The 18,766-nt window shown below is 71.6% G+C and carries 16 protein-coding genes, 1 tRNA gene and 2 pseudogenes; 9 read left to right on the forward strand and 10 right to left on the reverse strand.

Annotated features, from left to right (window positions below):
- Positions 1–63 precede the first annotated feature (63 nt).
- The 3 genes from G9272_RS17735 (at position 64) to G9272_RS17745 (ending at position 4,201) form a co-directional block, all read left to right on the forward strand.
- Positions 64–137, forward strand: a tRNA-Lys gene (locus tag G9272_RS17735).
- A 276-nt stretch (positions 138–413) separates the two neighbouring features.
- On the forward strand, positions 414–2,258 hold the full coding sequence (locus G9272_RS17740; protein ID WP_171397495.1) for a glycosyltransferase family 2 protein: 1,845 nt from the start codon (positions 414–416) through the stop codon (positions 2,256–2,258).
- Positions 2,255–4,201 carry a kelch motif-containing protein gene (locus tag G9272_RS17745; protein WP_171397496.1) on the forward strand — a complete coding sequence of 649 codons (1,947 nt, stop codon included), beginning with the start codon at positions 2,255–2,257 and terminating at the stop codon, positions 4,199–4,201. Before G9272_RS17740 ends, G9272_RS17745 begins: the two co-directional genes overlap by 4 nt.
- A 51-nt stretch (positions 4,202–4,252) precedes the next feature.
- Here the strand turns inward: G9272_RS17745 and G9272_RS17750 are convergent, their stop codons facing one another.
- From G9272_RS17750 to G9272_RS17775, 6 genes are all read right to left on the reverse strand, one after another.
- Positions 4,253–5,287, reverse strand: coding sequence for a glycoside hydrolase family 6 protein (locus G9272_RS17750; RefSeq protein WP_171397497.1), 1,035 nt, complete (start codon positions 5,285–5,287; stop codon positions 4,253–4,255).
- Positions 5,288–5,586: 299 nt separating this feature from the next.
- Positions 5,587–6,246, reverse strand: coding sequence for a class F sortase (locus tag G9272_RS17755; protein WP_171397498.1), 660 nt, complete (start codon positions 6,244–6,246; stop codon positions 5,587–5,589).
- 2 nt (positions 6,247–6,248) lie between these two features.
- The gene (locus G9272_RS17760) at positions 6,249–6,899 is read right to left on the reverse strand and encodes a hypothetical protein (protein WP_216377824.1); all 651 of its coding nucleotides are present in this window, start codon (positions 6,897–6,899) and stop codon (positions 6,249–6,251) included.
- A gap of 104 nt (positions 6,900–7,003) precedes the next feature.
- Positions 7,004–7,783 carry an HAD-IIA family hydrolase gene (locus G9272_RS17765; RefSeq protein WP_171397500.1) on the reverse strand — a complete coding sequence of 260 codons (780 nt, stop codon included), beginning with the start codon at positions 7,781–7,783 and terminating at the stop codon, positions 7,004–7,006.
- A gap of 166 nt (positions 7,784–7,949) precedes the next feature.
- Positions 7,950–8,888 carry a hypothetical protein gene (locus G9272_RS44760; RefSeq protein ID WP_437184371.1) on the reverse strand — a complete coding sequence of 313 codons (939 nt, stop codon included), beginning with the start codon at positions 8,886–8,888 and terminating at the stop codon, positions 7,950–7,952.
- A 134-nt stretch (positions 8,889–9,022) separates the two neighbouring features.
- The gene (locus G9272_RS17775) at positions 9,023–10,126 is read right to left on the reverse strand and encodes an ROK family transcriptional regulator (protein WP_171402041.1); all 1,104 of its coding nucleotides are present in this window, start codon (positions 10,124–10,126) and stop codon (positions 9,023–9,025) included.
- 197 nt (positions 10,127–10,323) lie between these two features.
- Between G9272_RS17775 and G9272_RS17780 the strand changes: the two genes are divergently transcribed.
- Both G9272_RS17780 and G9272_RS17785 read left to right on the forward strand, forming a co-directional pair.
- A complete protein-coding gene (locus tag G9272_RS17780) occupies positions 10,324–11,451 on the forward strand; it encodes a Gfo/Idh/MocA family protein (RefSeq protein WP_253267844.1) in 1,128 nt (375 codons plus the stop codon).
- A 14-nt stretch (positions 11,452–11,465) separates the two neighbouring features.
- On the forward strand, positions 11,466–11,960 hold the full coding sequence (locus tag G9272_RS17785) for a heme-degrading domain-containing protein (RefSeq protein ID WP_437184279.1): 495 nt from the start codon (positions 11,466–11,468) through the stop codon (positions 11,958–11,960).
- A 118-nt stretch (positions 11,961–12,078) separates the two neighbouring features.
- On the opposite strand, the gene G9272_RS17790 is transcribed toward G9272_RS17785, so the two are convergent.
- The 3 genes from G9272_RS17790 to G9272_RS17800 all read right to left on the reverse strand — a co-directional run bounded on the left by G9272_RS17790 (position 12,079) and on the right by G9272_RS17800 (position 14,196).
- A complete protein-coding gene (locus G9272_RS17790; protein WP_171397502.1) occupies positions 12,079–12,936 on the reverse strand; it encodes a fumarylacetoacetate hydrolase family protein in 858 nt (285 codons plus the stop codon).
- Positions 12,937–13,086: 150 nt separating this feature from the next.
- Positions 13,087–13,788, reverse strand: a complete 702-nt coding sequence (locus G9272_RS17795) for a YidC/Oxa1 family membrane protein insertase (RefSeq protein WP_171397503.1) — start codon at positions 13,786–13,788, stop codon at positions 13,087–13,089.
- 96 nt (positions 13,789–13,884) lie between these two features.
- Complete coding sequence (locus G9272_RS17800) at positions 13,885–14,196, reverse strand: DUF6412 domain-containing protein (protein ID WP_171397504.1); 312 nt, start codon at positions 14,194–14,196, stop codon at positions 13,885–13,887.
- Positions 14,197–14,291: 95 nt separating this feature from the next.
- On the opposite strand from G9272_RS17800, the pseudogene G9272_RS17805 reads away from it, so the two are divergent.
- The 4 genes and pseudogenes from G9272_RS17805 to G9272_RS17820 all read left to right on the forward strand — a co-directional run.
- Positions 14,292–15,341: pseudogene (locus G9272_RS17805) on the forward strand (MFS transporter); the annotation flags it as partial.
- Positions 15,342–15,607: 266 nt separating this feature from the next.
- Complete coding sequence (locus G9272_RS17810; protein ID WP_171397505.1) at positions 15,608–16,363, forward strand: hypothetical protein; 756 nt, start codon at positions 15,608–15,610, stop codon at positions 16,361–16,363.
- Positions 16,356–16,739 (forward strand): GntR family transcriptional regulator, encoded by a 384-nt coding sequence (locus G9272_RS17815; protein WP_171397506.1) that lies wholly within the window; start codon positions 16,356–16,358, stop codon positions 16,737–16,739. Before G9272_RS17810 ends, G9272_RS17815 begins: the two co-directional genes overlap by 8 nt.
- A gap of 77 nt (positions 16,740–16,816) precedes the next feature.
- Positions 16,817–17,710, forward strand: a pseudogene (locus G9272_RS17820) (DUF817 domain-containing protein); the annotation flags it as partial.
- 45 nt (positions 17,711–17,755) lie between these two features.
- Here the strand turns inward: G9272_RS17820 and G9272_RS17825 are convergent.
- A complete protein-coding gene (locus G9272_RS17825) occupies positions 17,756–18,544 on the reverse strand; it encodes a class E sortase (protein ID WP_171402043.1) in 789 nt (262 codons plus the stop codon).
- Positions 18,545–18,766: the final 222 nt, after the last annotated feature.

The raw sequence follows: 18,766 nt of genomic DNA on the forward strand, positions 1-18,766 counted from the left end.
CGGCCCGGCGGCCGGGTGGTCCGGGGCACCCCCGGGGGTCCTGTAGAGTTATGACGTCAGCAGGCGCCGCTAGCTCAGTTGGTTAGAGCAGCTGACTCTTAATCAGCGGGTCCGGGGTTCGAGTCCCTGGCGGCGCACAGACACCGAAGGCCCTTCGCGAAAGCGAGGGGTCTTCGTTCGTATGCGCACACACAGCGGTATGTCGCATCCGCGTGCGAATAACCACACCGGTTCCATGAAGTCCACGACACTCCCACATGCGACACAATGCGCCCGTATGCCCGGTAAACAGAGTGTTTCCCATCTTGCGATCATGCTGAGGCCCATAGAACCCTGGATATCAATCTGCTGCGGATACGCGGCAGTTGGGGGGATTTACACGCGGTCTCGAGCCGCGTGTGGGGGGATGATTCATGACGGTGCCCGCGCACCACCATTCCGGGCGTTCCGGCGGCACGGTGACCTACCACCGCCTCAGAAAATCTCTGCCGAAGTACGACTACGAGCACTACAGCAGGCTGGCGGGACCCCTCACCCAGCCGGAGCCGGGCGGACCGTACACCGTCCGCTACCGCTCGCTGCTGGCCCAGGAACCGCACCGGATCCGGGCCGCGCTGATGCTCTGCGCGGCGCCGCTGCTGTCGGTGGTGCTGCTGGTGTGGCTGCTGCGGCCGGCGCACTGGACCGAGCGCGACCACCCGGCGCACGGCTTCCTGCCGGTCCTCGACCTGGTGATGCTGGTGTCGATCGGCCTGATCGAGTTCTTCCGCTGCCTGAACGTGCTGTCGAACGCGCACGCCACCCTGGTCGCCCGCGACCCCGTCCCGGTGGTGCCCGAGACCGGCACCCGCGTCGCCTTCCTCACCTCCTTCGTCCCCGGCAAGGAACCCCTGGAGATGGTGACGAAGACCCTCGAGGCGGCCGTCCGGCTGCGTCACCAGGGGCTGCTGCACATCTGGCTGCTCGACGAGGGGGACGATCCGGAGGTGAAGGAGGTCTGCGTGCGCCTGGGCGTGCGCCACTTCAGCCGCAAGGGCGTCGAGCGCTGGAACCGGCCGTCGGGCCCGCACCGCGCGAAGACGAAACACGGCAACTACAACGCCTGGCTGGAGGCGCACGGCGATGCCTACGACTACTTCGCCTCCGTCGACACCGACCATGTACCGCTGCCCAACTACCTGGAGCGGATGCTGGGTTACTTCCGCGACCCGGACGTCGGCTTCGTCATCGGCCCGCAGGTCTACGGCAACTACGACACCTTCGTCACCAAGGCCGCCGAGTCCCAGCAGTTCCTGTTCCACGCCCTGATCCAGCGCGCCGGAAACCGCTACGGCGCCCCGATGTTCGTCGGCACCTCCAACGCCGTACGGATCGGCGCGCTGAAGCAGATCGGCGGGCTGTACGACTCGATCACCGAGGACATGGCCACCGGCTTCGAGATGCACCGCACGCGCAATCCGGCCACGGGACGGAAGTGGCGGTCCGTCTACACCCCGGACGTGCTCGCGGTGGGCGAGGGTCCGGCCGCCTGGACCGACTTCTTCACCCAGCAGCTGCGCTGGTCCCGCGGCACCTACGAGACGATCCTCAAGCAGTACTGGAAGGGCTTCTTCAGCATGCCGCCGGGCAAGCTCTTCAACTACACGATGATGATCGTCTTCTATCCGATGTCGGCCCTCAACTGGATCCTGGCGGCGCTGAGCTGCGCGCTGTTCCTGGGGCTCGGTGCCTCGGGCGTGAACATCGACCCGGCGGTGTGGCTGATGCTGTACGGCAACGCCTCCGCGCTCCAGATCGGCCTGTATCTGTGGAACCGCCGGCACAACGTCTCCCCGCACGAGCCGGAGGGGTCGGGCGGGGTGGCCGGCATGGCCATGTCCGCGCTGTCGGCGCCGGTGTACGCCCGCTCGCTGATGGACGCCGTACTGCGGCGCAGAAGCAGGTTCGTGGTGACGCCCAAGGGGGACTCCGCCAGCCCGGACACGCTGTTCGGGACCTTCCGGATCCATCTGTTCTTCGTGCTGGTCTTCGCCGTGTCCATCGGCGCCGGGTTCGTGTTCGGGCACGCGCATCCCGCGATGACCGTCTGGGCCACGTTCGCGCTGCTGGTCACCGCCTCGCCGATCGTGGCGTGGCGGATGCTGCTGCGGGAGACGGCGGACGGGCGCGGACGGGGGGCCGAGCCGCACGAGCCCCGGGGGCCGGCCGCCCGGGTGCCGGTGGCGCTGCCGGTCGGACCGGGGGGACGTGAAAAGTGAGGGACGGGGTCGGCGGTTTCGTCCATCGGCGCGTCCGCAGGTTCGCGATCACCACGGCGGTCGTCGCCGTGCTGGCCGGGACGAACGCGCCGTGGCTCTACCGCGTCGGGACGGAGAAATACCACGACTACGCGATCAACAGGCCCGCGTACAAGGCCGTCAACGGCCACTGGCAGATCGTCGAGTTCCCGGAGGAGTACCGCCAGGACACCATCCACGCGGTGCTCCTGCACACCGGGAAGGTGCTGCTGGTCGCCGGCTCCGGCAACAACCAGGACAACTTCGACGCCAAGCGGTTCGACACCCGGATCTGGGACCCGGCGCGGGGCACGATCAAGAAGGTGCCCACGCCCAACGACCTGTTCTGCACCGGCCACACCCAGCTCGGCGACGGTTCCGTCCTGATCGCGGGCGGCACCAAGCGGTACGAGAAGCTCAGGGGTGACGTCACCAGGGCCGGCGGCCTGATGATCGTCCACAACGAGAATCCGGACAAGCCGATCACCCTGCCCGCGGGCACCCGGTTCACCGGGCGGGAGAACGGCAGGACGTTCGTCTCCAGGGACCCGGTGCTCGTGCCGCGCGCGACGAAGGTCTTCGACCGGCGGACCGGGAAGTTCCTGCGCAACGATCCGGGGCTGGGGCGTATCTACGTCGAGGCGCGGAAGTCGGGGGCGAGGTACGAGACCGGGACCCAGGACAACTACCGGATCCGGGGGCTGGGCGGCGTCGACGGGCGCAATACCTACGGCATCGCGCAGAAGCTCGCCCTGGACAAGAAGGACTTCCAGGGGATCAGGGACGCGTACGAGTTCGATCCGGTCGCCGAGAAGTACCTCAAGGTCGATCCGATGAACGAGGCCCGCTGGTATCCGACGCTCACCACCCTGGGCGACGGAAGGATCCTCGGTGTCTCGGGACTCGACGACATCGGACAGTTGGTGCCGGGCAGGAACGAGGTGTTCGACCCGGCCACGGGGAAGTGGACGTACACGAGGAAGCAGCGGCAGTTCCCCACGTATCCCGCGCTGTTCCTGACGCAGGACGGAAAGATCTTCTACTCCGGGTCCAACGCGGGGTACGGGCCCGCGGACGTGGGCCGCGATCCCGGTATCTGGGACGTGGCCGGCAACGGGTTCACCGAACTGCCGGGGCTGAGCGATCCGGACCTGATGGAGACCTCGGCGACCGTGCTGCTGCCGCCCGCGCAGGACGAGCGGTACATGGTGATCGGCGGGGGCGGCGTCGGTGAGTCGCCCCGGGCCAGCGCGCGGACGCGGCTCGTGGATCTGCTCGACGAGAGCCCGCGCTTCGTGGACGGCCCCGCCCTGGCGAAGGGAACGCGGTATCCGCAGGTTTCCGTGCTGCCCGACGACAGCGTTCTGGTGTCGGGCGGCTCGCGGGACTACCGGGGGCGGGGGAACTCCGACATTCTCCAGGCCCGGCTCTACCACCCGGAGAGCAACACCTTCGAGCGGGTCGCCGACCCGCTCGTGGGGCGCAACTACCATTCCGGCTCGTTGCTCCTGCCCGACGGCCGGGTGATGTTCTTCGGCTCCGACCCGCTGTACGAGGACGCGGCGAACACGAAGCCGGGGAAGTTCGAGCAGCGGATCGAGATCTACACACCGCCGTATGTGTACCGGGGGGAACGGCCGAGGCTTTCGGGCGGACCGAAGAGCATCGCCCGGGGCGCTTCGGGGACGTTCGTCTCCCCGGACGCGGCCGCCGTCCGCAAGGTACGGCTCGTCCGCCCGAGCGCGTCCACCCATGTGACGGACGTGGACCAGCGGTCGATCGCGCTGGACTTCGCCGTGGCGGGGGACAGGGTGCGGGTCACCGTGCCGGGAAACCGGAATCTGGTGCCGAGCGGCTGGTACATGCTGTTCGTCGTCGACGGCCGGGGGGTGCCGAGCGAGGCGCGGTGGGTGAAGGTGCCTTGAGGGCCGCGGGCCGGGCCCCGGATCGCTCGTCCGTCCGCGGGCCCCGGTCGCTCATCCGTCCGCGAGTCGCAGGGCGTACTCCGGCCACCACTCCCCCGCCTTCGGGCCGCCCTTGCACTCGCCGTCGGACTCGCCCGGGCGTTTCACCCACAGGTAGGCGTCGACCAGGGGATCCGTCGTGGTGGTGGTCGGGGGTGCCCCCAGGGAGCGGCCCGGGGGGTTGCACCAGCGCTCCGCCGGGTCGCCCTCCTCGTACGGGCCGTTGCCGTTGCGGCTGGTGTCGATGACGAAGTGCTTGTCGCCGGTCCTCGCGGAGAGCTGCCTGCCGTACTCGACGGAGTCCGGTGTGGAGTAGAAGTTGGAGACGTTGACCGCGAAGCCGTCGGCCCTGTCCAGGCCCGCGCGCCGGAGCGGCTGGAAGATCTGGTCGGGCCGGCCCCAGCCGGCGTTGCCCGCGTCCAGGTAGACCTTCGTGTTCTCCAGGGCCTTCAGGGCGGTGACCGCGTCGTCGAGGAGGTCGTAGCGCTCCTCGTGGAACTCCTGCGGGGTGCAGCCGTCGACCAGGTGGAGCAGGGCATCGGGTTCGAGGACGACGACCGCCGGGCGGTCGGCGATGCCTCGGGCCACCGCGGCGATCCAGGCCCGATAGGCGGCGCCGTCCGCCGCACCGCCCCCGGAGTACTGACCGCAGTCGCGGTGCGGGATGTTGTAGAGGACGAGAAGCGGGGTGCGGCCCGCCCGGTCGGCGGCCTCGGTGAAGCCCCGGGCCTCCTCCTCCGGGTGCTCCGGGCCGAGCCACTGACCGGTGGGCTGCCCGGCGATCTCGCGGATCGCGGCGGCCTCGTCCGTCTTGCCCGCCCGCTCGTACGCCGCCACCTGGCGGGCCGCCGAGCCGTCCGGGTCGACCCAGAACGGGCCGGTCTGCCCGGGCTGTCGGGTGACACCGGCCCGCCCGCTCGTGGGCCTGTCGGCCGTGTCGTCACCGCCGCCCGAGGAGCAGCCCGCGAGCGCCGGCACCGCGAACAGCACCACCGCGGACAGCAGTACCGCGCCCGGCAGGGACGCGGTCCCCCTCCTGACGTACATTCACATCCCCCTTGGGCGAACGGAATTGAACCGTCTGTCCCGGAACTCCCCTTGCTCAATCCTGACATAGGACCCGCACTGCCCACGAGAGTGCCGAAAAACGGTCACCAGCGTCGTCCACGGGGTAGGTGAACCTCACAGCCTCCCGCGCCGGTCGCCGGGCTACTCCCGCAGCCCGGGCACGCGCGGTCGAGGACCGGCCCGGTCGGCGGTTTCGGGGGAGCGGGCCGTCGACCGGGCCAGGTGACGTCGAATCAGGTGACGTCGGGCCAGGTCACGTCGGGCCAGATCACGTCGAGTCAGACGCCCGTGCCCGTCAGATACGCCGACACGATCACGTTCGCCGTGTAGCTGCGGCTCACCCGGTCGAAGGTGCCGCCGCAGGTGATCAGCCGCAGTTCGGCGCGGTCCGGCTGCCGGGGGCCGTAGACCTGGCGGGCGTCGAAGCGGTCGCGCTGGACCACCTCGACGTCGTCGACGGTGAACTCGGCGACCTTCCCGTCGTCGCGGACCACCCGTACCGTCTCGCCGGCCTTGAGCGTGCTGAGCTTGTAGAAGACGGCGGGCCTGGTCTCGGTGTCGACATGCCCGACCAGCAGGGCCGTGCCGCGGGCGCCGGGTTTCGCGCCGTCGGCGTACCAGCCGACGACGCCCGCCTGGTCGAAGGGCGGCGGGTCGACGCCCCCCTCGGTGTCCAGCCCGCGGGCGACGACCGGGGCCTGCACGCCCAGGTCGGGGATGTCGATGCGTTGCGGCAGCGCCTGCCCCAACGGCTTGACGGCGGGCGGGAGTTCGGCGTCCGGCGGGCGGCCCACCGCGGCCATGTCACCGGTGGCCGGGGCGGAAATGCCGTGCCGTACGTCGGTCACCTCGCGCCCCCACAGCCACAGCCCGAGCAGCAGCACCGCCCAGGCCAGGCCGGTGAGGAAGCGGCCGGAAGAGCGTTCGCGGTCGGACATGCTCAATCCGCCCTGCGTCTCCGGTGCACCCCGCGGAACGCGACGGCGGCCGCGGCGACACCCGCGAGCACCATCCCGACGACCGTCTGCACGGTACCGGGACCATGGCCTTCCACCTGCGCCTCGTCGACGGCGGCGAGCGGGGCCAGCGGGGCGGTACCGCCGCCGCCGGCGCGCACCGGGGCGACGGGAGAGGCGGGCGTGGACGGCCCGTACGGCTCCGACGACTCGAAGTCCGACGACTCCGACCGTTCCGAGGACTCGGCGGACGACGAGGCGACGACCTTGATATGGCCCTTCACCTTGAAGTCGACGCAGGTGATCTGTACGTCATAGGTGCCCGTCCCGATCGAGGAGCGGACCCGGGTGTCGCCGACGAGCGTGCCGGCCGCGCCGGCGAGCTGCGCGTCGGCGAGCTGCGCGTCGGCGAGCTGCGCGTCGGCGACGAAGGCGTCCGAGGCCGCGGTGGCCGTTCTGCCGCCGCAGCCGCTGACCTTCAGGGTGACCTCGGCGCCGGGTGCGGGCGTGGACGGCGTGATCGAGACGCTGCCGCCTTTGTCCCCGCTGCCTTCGCCCGAGGCGTAGGCCGTCGGGACGAGCACCGCGGCGACGACCGCGATCCCCGCACAGAGAGTGATTTTCATTGAACCCATCGTGAACCTCCAGCTAGATGGAGACTCCCCCGCCGGGACGCGACGCGCATCCCCAGGCGGGGTATCACTGCTCCGTACGAGTGGCTCACGCCGTGTTACGGGTTTCAGATCCGGTCGACGAGATCCGCGATCGAGTCCACGATCTTCGACGGGCGGTACGGGAAGTTCTCGACCTGCTCGGGCCGGGTCAGCCCGGTGAGCACCAGGAACGTCTGCATGCCGGCCTCCATGCCCGCGAGGACGTCGGTGTCCATGCGGTCGCCGATCATCGCGCTGTTCTCGGAGTGGGCGCCGATGGCGTTCAGACCGGTGCGCATCATCAGCGGGTTCGGCTTGCCCGCGAAGTACGGGTTCTTGCCGGTCGCCTTGGTGATCAGCGCGGCGACGGCTCCGGTGGCCGGGAGCGCGCCCTCGGCGGAGGGGCCGGTCTCGTCCGGGTTGGTGCAGATGAAACGGGCGCCGTCGTTGATGAGCCGGACGGCCTTCGTCATCGCCTCGAACGAGTAGGTGCGGGTCTCGCCGAGGACGACGTAGTCGGGCTCGTGGTCGGTGAGGATGTAGCCGATGTCGTGCAGCGCGGTGGTCAGACCGGCCTCGCCGATGACGTACGCCGTGCCCTCGGGGCGCTGGTCGTCCAGGAACTGGGCGGTGGCCAGCGCGGAGGTCCAGATGTTGTCGATCGGCACGTCCAGGCCCATGCGCCGCAGCCGGGCGTGCAGGTCGCGCGGGGTGTAGATCGAGTTGTTGGTCAGGACCAGGAACGGCTTGCCCGAATCGCGCAGCTTCTTCAGGAAGGCGTCGGCGCCGGGGATCGGGACGCCCTCGTGGATGAGCACACCGTCCATGTCGGTGAGCCACGACTCGATGGGCTTGCGGTCTGCCATGTGCGGGATCTCCCTGCCGTACGCGAACGCGGGTACGCGGTGGCCGCGCCTGTACGCGGTGCTGCGCCTGCACGCGGTTGCTGCGTGCGCCCCAGCCTAAGCACAGGCCCGATCTTGAGGGAATGGCCGGTGGTGAGGCGTCCACCGGCTGGGATGCGGCCGCGGTTCAACGGCGTCGCCGGGCCAGCCTGCGAGCCACCAGCAGGACCGTCCCGGCGACGAGGAGACAGACGGTGGCGCCGACCAGAACGGCGGGTGAGGTGAGGCCGGTGCGGGCGAGCTCCTCGGCCTCGTCGGCGAAGGAGAGCCGGCCGGAGTCCGCGGCGGAGGCGTCCGGGGCGGGAGTGGGGGCGGAGGTGGCGGTGGCAGTGGCAGTGGCGGTGGCAGTGGCGGTGGCGGTGGCGGTGGCGGTGATGCTGGCGGTGGCGGTGGCGGCGTGTGTGGGATCGGGGGTGGGGGCGGCCGGGTCGAGGCCGGTGGCGGTGTCGGGATCGGGGTCGGGGGCGGGGGCGGTGCCGGGGCCAGGGCCGGCCTCGACGGCGAATCGGTAGTCGTTCGACTGTCCGATCCAGTCACCGTCGTCACCGTGCCGCTGGACGACCGCCGCGTTGGCGGTGACGGCGTTGGGCGCGGTGTCCGAGGTGAGGGCGAGGCGCAGCTTGACGGTGAGGGTCCGACCGGGGCCCACGGTGAAACCGGGGAAGCCGTGCGCGCCCTCGGCCGCTCCCGTGGTGGGCCCGTCGGTGAAGGCTCCGACCAGTTCGTCCTCGTCGGTGGGTTCGAAGCGGACCGGGTGCGGTCGTCCGTCGGCGTAGAACTCCAGGCGGGCCTGGGACGGCTTCAGGGTGCGTCCGGTGTCGACCAGGACGACGACCGGGTGGATCCCGTCGCAGGTGAGGCGGGTGGTGTTGGTGAGGTCGAGATACCAGATGCCGTAACCGCCCCCGGCCCGGTAGGAAGCCGGGCCCCCGTGCAGCCGGGTGGTGAGGGGGAAGTTCGCGCCGTCGGGACCGGCGCAACTCGGGCCGGCCACCGCGTGGGCGGGCGCGGGGAGGAGGGCGGCGGCCACGGCGAGGCAGAGGGAGACAGGCGGGCACAGTCGCATGAACACGTGAGCCTGCACGACGGAGCGCACCAAGCAGGAACGGCACACCGCACGACCGTACGAATCCCCTCATTCGGCGCAGCCCCTGCCGACCGGCTTGGCGGTGGGCCCGGTGGTCGGCTTCAGTCCTCGGGTCAGCCGTCTCCTCGGCCGAAGACCGGTGCCAGCAGTAGTTGGGCCGCGCCCTCTGCGACGGCTCGGGCTCCGCCGGGGGCGAGGCGTACCGGTACGGGGCCCTCCCGTGAGCCCTCGCGGCGTGCGTGGGCGTCCAGGACGGCGGCGACTCCCCGTACGAACGGCTCCGGCGCGGCCGCGATCGTGCGGCCGCCCAGCAGCACGGCGTCGATGTCGAGCAGGCCGGCCAGGTTCGCAGCGCCCTCGCCGAGCACCCGCGCCGCCTCGGCCATGTCCCCCCGGCCGATGGCCGCCAGGCACAGCGCCTCGACGCAGCCCCGGTTGCCGCAGGGGCAGGGCGGCCCGTCCAACTGGATGACCTGGTGGCCGAACTCCCCCGCGCCGGTACGGGCCCCCCGGTGCACGGTCCCGCCGATCACCAGGCCGGCGCCCAGGCCCGTACCGAGGTGCAGACAGGCGAAGGAGCCGCGTTCGCCGCCGACGGCGAGGCCGAGCGCGGCGGCGTTGGTGTCCTTGTCGACGACCACCGGCACGCCGAGCCGCGCCGCCAGCACGTCCCGCAACGGGAACCCGTCCCACTCGGGAAAGCCGGTGACCCGGTGCAGCACCCCGCGGGCATGGTCGAGAGGCCCGGGAAGCACCACCCCGACCCCGAGCAACGTGGACGCGACACCCCCGCCGCCGGACCCCCTGGCAGAGGCCTCGCCCTCGACGACCTGTGTCACCTCGCTCACCACCGCGCCCAGTACCGCCTCCGCCCCCGCGCCCAGCGACAGCGGGACGCATCGCTCGCCCACCACGCGCCCGTCGAGGTCGGCCAGGACCACCCGCAGCTCGTCCCGGTCGAGGTGGACGCCGATCGCGTGGCCGGCCTCGGGGACCAGTCGCAGGACCGTGCGTGGCTTGCCGCCGGTCGACGCGCGGTGGCCGGCCTCCGCCGCGAGCCCCTCCTCCCGCAGCCGGGCGGTGATCTTGCTGACCGCCTGCGGGGTGAGACCGGTGCGCTCGGCGAGCTCCAGCCGGCTGATGCCCTCCGGGCCGGCGGTGCGCAGCAGGTCGAGCACGAGCGCGGTGTTGTGGCTGCGCAGGGCGAGCAGGTTCACACCTGTCGTACGACCCGTCGGGCGGCCCGTCGTACGACCGGTCGTGCGGTCCGTCGTACGACCGGTCGTGCGGTCCGTCGTACGGCCTGTCGAGCGGCCCGTCGTGGGGTCCGGGCGGCCTCCGCCGTTCGTCCTGTTCACCCCGCCATTCTCTCCCGCGCTTGCACTTTAGCAACAGCGTTGCCAAAGTGGTCGGCATGACTGGACGCACAACTGGCGAGACCGACTCCGACACCGGCACCCGCACCGACCCGGCTGCCCCTCCGCTCCGCGTGGGCCTGATCGGCTACGGCCTCGCGGGCTCCGTGTTCCACGCCCCGCTGATCGCCGCGACCGAGGGCCTCGCCCTCGACACGGTGGTCACCTCGAACCCCGAGCGGCAGGAGCAGGCCCGCGCCGAGTTCCCGGACGTACGCGTCGCCGCCACCCCCGACGACCTCCTCGCCCGCGCCGACGAGCTGGACCTGGTCGTCATCGCGTCCCCGAACAAGACGCACGTCCCGCTCGCGACCGCCGCGCTGAAGGCCGGCCTGCCGGTCGTCGTCGACAAGCCGGTCGCCGGCACCGCGGCCGAGGCACGCGAGCTGGCCGCCCTCGCCGAGGAGCGCGGCCTGCTGCTCTCCGTCTTCCAGAACCGCCGTTGGGACAACGACTTCCTGACCCTGCGCAAGCTGCTCGCCGAAGGCGAACTGGGCGACGTGTGGCGCTTCGAGTCCCGCTTCGAGCGGTGGCGACCGCTGCCGAAGGGCGGCTGGCGCGAGTCCGGCGACCCCGCAGAGATCGGAGGTCTCCTCTACGACCTCGGCAGTCACCTCGTCGATCAGGCGCTGGTGCTGTTCGGCCCGGTGGTCTCCGTCTACGCCGAGGCGGACGTCCGCCGGCCCGGTGCGGAGACCGACGACGACACCTTCATCGCGCTGACGCACGCGAGCGGCGTCCGCTCCCACCTCTACGCCTCCGCGACGACGTCCCAGCTCGGCCCGCGCTTCCGGGCCCTGGGCTCGAAGGCGGGCTATGTGAAGTACGGCCTGGATCCGCAGGAGGCGGCCCTGCGGGAGGGCGAGCGTCCCGACGGCACGCCCGGCTGGGGCACCGAGCCGGCGGAGCTGTGGGGCCGCGTCGGCGCCGGGGAGTCCCCGCTGACCGGCGGCGGACGACCCGAACAGACCCTCCCCGGCGACTACCCGGCCTACTACGCTGCGGTGGCCAGGGCACTGATCGACGGCGGCCCCAATCCGGTGACCGCCGCCGAGGCGGCCGCCGCCCTGGACGTACTGGAGGCGGCCCGCCGTTCGGCACGAGACAAGGTGGCGGTGACGCTGTAATGGGAACCCACCAGATGACCCCGAAGTTCACCCCGGAGATCACCCCGACCCTGGAGGAGCTCCAGGCCCAGGAACGCCGACTGATCTTCCGCCAGTTCACGAACGACGACGCGTGGGAGCTCGGCTCACTGCTGGTGGAGCTGGCCCGCGAGCGCCAGGCGCCGGTCGCCGTCGACATCCACCGGGCCGGCCAGCAGCTCTTCCACGCGGCCCTGCCCGGTTCGACGCCCGACAACGACGCCTGGATCGCCCGCAAGCGCCGGGTGGTGGAACGCTTCGGCGCCTCCTCCTACCTGGTGGGCTCCCGTTTCCGCGCCAAGGGCACGACGTTCGAGGACTCCTCCCGCCTGGACCCCGACGCGTACGCGGCCCACGGCGGCTCCTTCCCCATCAACGTGGAGGGCGTGGGCATCATCGGCGCGGTGACGGTGTCGGGCCTGCCCCAACTGGAGGACCACCGGTTCGTGGTGGAGGTCCTGGAACAGTTCCTGGAGAAGTACCTGGGCTGAAACGCGGCCCAAAGGGGCGCGGGTGAAACGCGCCCGAGGGGCGCGGGGAACTGCGACCAGCCACGGACCGGCCCGCAGCCGACAACCGACCCCAGTTCCCCGCCCCCCAGCGGAGCGCTTACGCGTCCTTGAACTCCTGGCGCTGGCTTCCGAGCCCGGTGATCTCCAGCTCCACCACGTCCCCGGCCCGCAGGTACGGCTTGGGCTCCGGCGCGCCCATGGCGACCCCGGCGGGCGTCCCGGTGTTGATGACGTCCCCCGGGTACAGGGTCATGAACTGGCTGACGTACCGCACGACCTCCCCCACCGGGAAGATCTGCTCACCCGTGGTCCCGTCCTGCTTCAACTCCCCGTTGACCCAGAGCTTCAGGGAGAGGTCCTGCGGGTCGGCGACCTCGTCGGCCGTCACCAGCCACGGGCCCAGTGGATTGAACGTCTCGCAGTTCTTCCCCTTGTCCCAGGTCCCGCCCCGCTCGATCTGGAACTCCCGCTCCGACACATCGTGCGCGACGGCGTATCCCGCGACATGCGCGAGCCCGTCCGCCGCCGACTCCAGATAGCGGGCCGTGCGCCCGATGACGACCGCCAGCTCCACCTCCCAGTCGGTCTTGAGCGACCGGCGCGGCACGAGGACGGTGTCGTAGGGCCCCACGACCGTGTCCGCCGCCTTGAAGAAGACGACGGGCTCGGCGGGCGGCTGGGCCCCGATCTCCCGGGCGTGGTCGTGGTAGTTCAGCCCGATGCACACGATCTTGCCGATCCGGGCCAGCGGCGGACCGACCCGCAGCCCGGTCGCGTCCAGCACCGGCAGTTCCCCGGACTCGGCGGCCTCCCGGATCCGGCCGAGCGCCTCGTCGTCGGCGAGCAGCGCGCCGTCGATGTCCGGGACGACCCCGGAGAGGTCCCGCAGGGCCCCCTCGGGGTCGAGCAGCGCGGGCCGCTCCGTTCCCGCCGTACCGACTCGCAGCAGCTTCATGGTCACTATCTCCCTCGATCGCGGGGCACCCGTCCGATGGGTGCAGCCATCGGAGGACTGGTCGATCCTCCAAGCTCGCGATTCGGTCCGCAAGCCCCCGTTCACGGACTGGACCGTCACCCGTTCAGGACCGTCACCCGTTCAGGACCGTCACCGGTACAGGGCCGCCCGTTCGAGCGCGCTCCACGTCGTGCTCGTGATCACGTAGAGCGCGGCGGCCAGTGGTACGACGGCCACGGTGACCAGCGTGAAGAAGGACAGGAACGGCATCACCTTGGTGATCGCGCCGACCCCGGCCACCTCCTCACCGCCGCCGATCCGAGGCAGCGGCACCCGCTTCGCCCGGACGAAGTTGAAGGAGGCGACGGCCGCGACGACGGCGAACAGCCCGAGGTAGACCAGTCCGGCCGCGCCGAACAGCCCGCCCCCGGCCAGCGCGTCCGCCCAGCGGTCACCGAGGGGTGCGGCGAACAGCTGATGCCCGAGCAGGCCGTTGCCCTCGCCGCCGATCGAGGAGCTGGAGAAGAGGTGGTAGAGCAGGAAGAAGGCCGGAATCTGGCAGAGGCTGGGCAGCAGTCCGGACAGCGGCGACACCTTCTCCTCGGCGTGCAGTTCCAGCACCGCCCGCTGGAGCTTCTCGGGGTTCTTGGCGTGCTTCCTGCGCAGTTCGGCGATCCTCGGCTGCAACGCCGTACGGGCCTTCTGGCCGCGGGCTGCCGCGCGGGACAAGGGGTGCACGAGGAGTCGTACCAGAGCGGTGAACAGGACGATCGCGGCGGCCGCGGCGGTGGCGCCGAACAAGGGGTGAAGCAGGTCGGCGAGCCGCTCGACCAAGCTGGCGAAAACGGACATGAGTGGGGAGCCCTCCGGGGGTCTCGTCGTGCCGGGGAAACGGGACGGCGGCATGACGACCCGCGCGGGTCACCCACGTGACGGTGGAGAGCGGCCCTACGCGACGGTCGTCGGGAGGGCGTGGCCGGGCGCCCTGGGGCGGGGGCGGCCGGAGGCGTCGGGGTCGCGTTGCGGCAGGAATGCCGTACGACGGGCCCGGTCCCTGATGGCCGTGCGCACCCGGGTGGGCGGGACGGCGGGAGCGCTGCGCGCGGCGACGAGCGTGCAGACGGCCAGCGCGGAGCCGGCCGCGGCGGTCGCGGCGAGCGCGACGGCGGCGGAGAGGCTGCCGGCGTCGAGGAGCACGACGTCGACGAAGAGGACGAAGAGGACGAGGGCGGGACGCGGGACGAACCGACTGCGGATCACGCTCTCCCCCTCCCTCTCGTCGGCTCTGGCCGACTCTCGCCGACTCTGGCCTCTGTTTGTCTGATGTCGGTTATACCTGACCGACCTCGATCGGCTCCAGCAGCCTGGGCCTGCTGGTGCACGCTTTCCCCACCCCGCGCGGCCGGCTGCACGCCACCGGGGTGTGGGGCGCGTTCGTCAGCGCGGGCATCGCCGCGAGCCCGGTGCTCAGCGGCGCACTGCCCGGCTGGCGCCTGGTCTACGTCCTGCTCGGCGCCGCGACCCTGCTGGTCGCCGCCGTCGCGTCCCGCGTGCTGACGGAGTCCCGCTCACCGCGCGGCGGGCGCCCGGACCTGCCCGGCGCGGCGGCCTTCGGTGCGGCGACCGTCGCCCTGATCGCGGCCCTGACGCTGGGCCGGGACGGCTGGCTGCGGGCACCGGTGGGGCTGCTGCTCCTGGCGTCGGTGGCCCTGCTGGGGCTCTTCGTGGTCATCGAGCGCAGGGTGGCCACCCCGATGATCGACCTCTCCCTGCTCCGGAACCCGGCCTTCCTGGCCTCCTCCACCGGCGGACTGGTGACCGGCCTCGCGGTGATCGGCCTGTTCAGCTTCCTGCCGACGGTGCTCCAGAAGTCGCTGGGCATGTCCCCGATGGCCACCGCCTGGCTGTTCCTCCTCTGGTCCGGCCTGTCCTTCGTGGTCGCCCTCCAGGCCCGCCGTCTGGCCGGCCGCGTCCCGACCCGGGTCCAGCTCGCCCTCGGCTTCGCCCTGCACGCGGCGGGCGTTCTGACCCTGCTCGGCGCGGTGAACGCGGGCTCCTGGCACCGGATGCTGCCGGGTCTCGTCGTCGCCGGCATCGGCAGCGGCCTCCTGAACGCGGCGCTGCCCCTGCTGGCGGTGGAGTCGGTACCGGCGGCGCGAGCGGCGATGGGGTCGGGTGCGCAGCAGACACTGCGCTACGTCGGCTCGTGCGCCGGCGTGGCCCTGACGATCGCCATCGTCACCGGAACGGGCGGCGGGCTCGCCCAGGGGACGGATGTGGCAATGGCGGTGTCGGCGGGACTGGCGATCCTCGGGGCCGTGGGCGTGCTGGGCGCCCTGGGCGTGGCGCGAGCAGCGACCGCGGCGAGGAGCTTGGCCACGGCGGGTTCCCGGGGGCGGAACTGACGGGACCGACGGGACCGACGGGACCGACGGGACTGGTGGAACTGGTGGAACTGGTGGAACCGAAGGGCCCGACGCGACCGACGGGACTGGTGGAACTGGTGGAACCGAAGGGCCCGGCGCGACCGACGGACCGGTCACCCCGGCGGACCGACGGGACCGACAGATCGGTCACCCCGGCGGTACTTGTATCAACCGATTGACACAAGATCCGGCTCCCGGCATCTTGTACTCACCACTTGATACAAGTACTCACCGGGGGACCCGACATGCTGGACACCGTTCCACCTGAGCGGCTGCTCGCCCGCGCCGACCTCTGCGCCCGCTGGGCCGGGCTGACCCTGGGTGTCGTCGTCGCACAGCAACTGGCGGTGCGGGACAGCGACGACGGCGCCATGACCTTCCTCAGCGCGGTCACCGCGTTCGGACTGTGCGCGGTCGGTGGCGTGCTGCTCGGCGACTCCCTCACCCCCGCCCCTCTCGAAGCGGTCCGCACCGCCAGCCTCGCCCCGCGCCGGGTCCGTGACCACGTACCGCCCCGGATGGCCCCGCTGCTGCTCTTCCAGGCGGCGTGCCTCGTCGTCCTCCTGGCGATCGGGGCCGCCGCGGCCTCTCCCGACACCATGGGCCGGGCGGGCCGGGCCGTCACCGTGACGTGCCGGGGCGTGACCAGACCCCTGGGCCCCTGGCCCGGCATCTTCTACGCCACCCCGATCCTCGCCTCCATCGCCCTCGGAACCGCCGCCTGCGTGTGGGCCCTGCGCCGCATCGCCCACCGCCCGGGCGAGAACCAGCGGCGCCACGACCGCTCGTGGGCGATCACCGCGGCCTGGGGACTGCTGGTCTCCAGCCAGCTGCTGCTCGTCCTCGGCATGATCGGCAGAGTGCTGTCCCGCACGACCTGCGCCGGCATGCTGGGCAACATCACGGCCCTGGTGATCTACCCCCTGGGCCTGCTGAGCCTGTTCTCCCTGGGATGGTGCCTGTTCACCATCGTGATCCCCCGGGCCGTCGGCGATGAGTGAACCCGCGGTCCGCGTCGACACCACGAGCCAGGTACCGCCGTTCGAGCAGATCCGCGCCCAGCTCGCCGCCCTGATCGTCACCGGCCGGCTGACGGAGGGCGAACGCCTGCCGACCGTGCGCCAGCTGGCCTCCGACCTCGGTCTGGCGCCGGGAACCGTGGCCCGCGCCTACCGCGAGCTGGAGGCCGCCGAGCTGATCCGCACCCGTCGGGGCGCGGGCACCCGGGTGGCGGCGCCCCCGTCCGAACCGGCCCGTCCCGACCCGGACCAACTCGCCACCCTGGCCCGTGACTTCACCGCCTCCGCCCGCGCTCTCGGCGCAGACACCGAGGCCGTCCTGACCGCCGTCCGAGAGGCTCTGGAGGAAGGGGCGTAGGCGGAGGCCGCGATGCGGTGGGCGGGACCGCGACGCGATTCGCAACCGCCGCCCCCGCCGGACCGCTCTACATGACCATGCACAAGACGACCACGCACGGAGTGACCACGGACGCGGCGACCACGCACGGAGTGACCACGGACGCGGCGACCACGGACGCGGCCCCCACGGGCACGGCGACCGCACGCGGAACGACCACGAACGTGACGTCCACGCACGGAACAGCCACTGACCCGACGGTCACGCACGGGATCAAGCACCGTGCAGAAACGTTCGTCCGGCAGTTGGTCCGCTTCGCCTGGCTCCAGGCGCGTTGCTGCGCGTTCGCGGTCGCCCTGCTCGGCGGCATGGCGGTCTCGAAACTGCTCCCGCCCCTGCCGGTGGCCCGCTACGACCTGCTGCTCGCCTACGGTGTGCTGCTGACCGCCGTCGGATTCCTGCTCGGCTGGGAGACCCGGCGGGAGGTCGCGGTCGTCGCCGCCTGCCATGTGCTGGGGCTCGCCTTCGAGATGGTCAAGGTGCGGGTGGGGTCGTGGAGTTACCCCGAGCCGGGTCTGGCGAAGGTCGCCGGGGTGCCGCTGTACGGAGGCTTCATGTACGCGGCCGTCGGGAGCTATGTCTGCCGGGCCTGGCGACTGCTCGACCTGACCTTCACCGGCTACCGCGCCCGCGCCACCGCCGCGTTGGCCGTCGGCCTGTACGCCAACTTCCTGAGCCATCACTGGCTGCCCGACCTGCGCCTGCCCCTCGGCACCCTGCTGCTGGCCGCGACCACGGGGACCTGGGTGCACTTCACGATCGTCGAGCGCCGGCACCGGATGCCCCTCGCGGTGGCCTTCGCGCTGATCGGCTTCTTCCTCTGGCTGGCGGAGAACATCGCCACGTACCTCGGGGCCTGGAGATACCCGTACCAGCTCCACGGCTGGGAACCCGTGTCCGTGACCAAGTGGGTCTCCTGGGCCCTGCTGATCAGCGTCACCTTCGTCATCTGCGGGACCGGGCGGCGCCTCGGCGCGCTACCCCCGGGGCAGGGTCGCGACGAGCCTGCCCCACACGACCAGGCGGTACCGGGAGGTGTACTCGGGTGTGCAGGTGGTGAGGGTGAGATAGCGGCCGGGGGCGTCGTAGCCGTAGGCGGGTTGGGTGAGGGAACGGGGCACGGGCCGGATGACGCCCGAGTCGCGGGGTGAGGTCTGCGGCAGGATCTTGTCGACGAGGTAGGTGTAGGTCGCGTTCCGGGTCTCCACCTCGACCTTGTCGCCCTTCCTGAGACGGTTGAGATACCGGAAGGGCTCGCCGTGGGTGTTGCGGTGCCCGGCGACCGCGAAGTTGCCGTCCTGGCCCGGCTGTCGGGTGCCGGCGTAGTGGCCGACGTACCCCTTGTTGAGCACGTTCTGCTTGCTGGTGCCCTCGGCGACGGGGACGCGGAGATCGAGCCGGGGGATACGGAGCACGGCGTAGGCCTGGGAGGAGCGCGGGGTGGCGGACGACGACTCCGCCCCGCCCTGCCCGGTGCCGCCGTCGGATGCCGAGGGCGCACCCTCGGCCCCGGTGGCGGAGCCGGCCCCGGGTTCGCCGCTACCGGCACCGCTGGGGTCACCGGTGCTGGTACCCGTACCGGCCCCCCACTCCCGCTCCAGCGCCTCCACCCTCCGCTCGGCGCCGTCCTTCGCCTCCCGGTTGGTCCACCACAGCTGATGCGCGACGAGGAGCAGCACCAACACCCCTGCGGTGACGAGGACTTCGGCACCGCTCCAGAGCACCCGCCGGTACCGGGCGCGCCGCCGCCGGGTGCTGTGCTGCACGAGGGGGATCCGCTGCCCGGAGAAACTCCGCCGTACGAGGGGAATCCGCACGCGGGCACGATAAGGGGAGGCGGACGAGGTCTCCATACTGTTCGCCCCCTCGAACCCTCCCCCGCCCTTTCTCCACAGGTTTGAGAAAGGGCTGTCAGAACTCTCGACAACACCACGAACCGCACCCGATGCTTCGTGACGCACTGAGCACTGACGCACGAACGCAATGAG

The organism is Streptomyces asoensis, from assembly GCF_013085465.1.
Taxonomy (GTDB): domain Bacteria; phylum Actinomycetota; class Actinomycetes; order Streptomycetales; family Streptomycetaceae; genus Streptomyces; species Streptomyces cacaoi_A.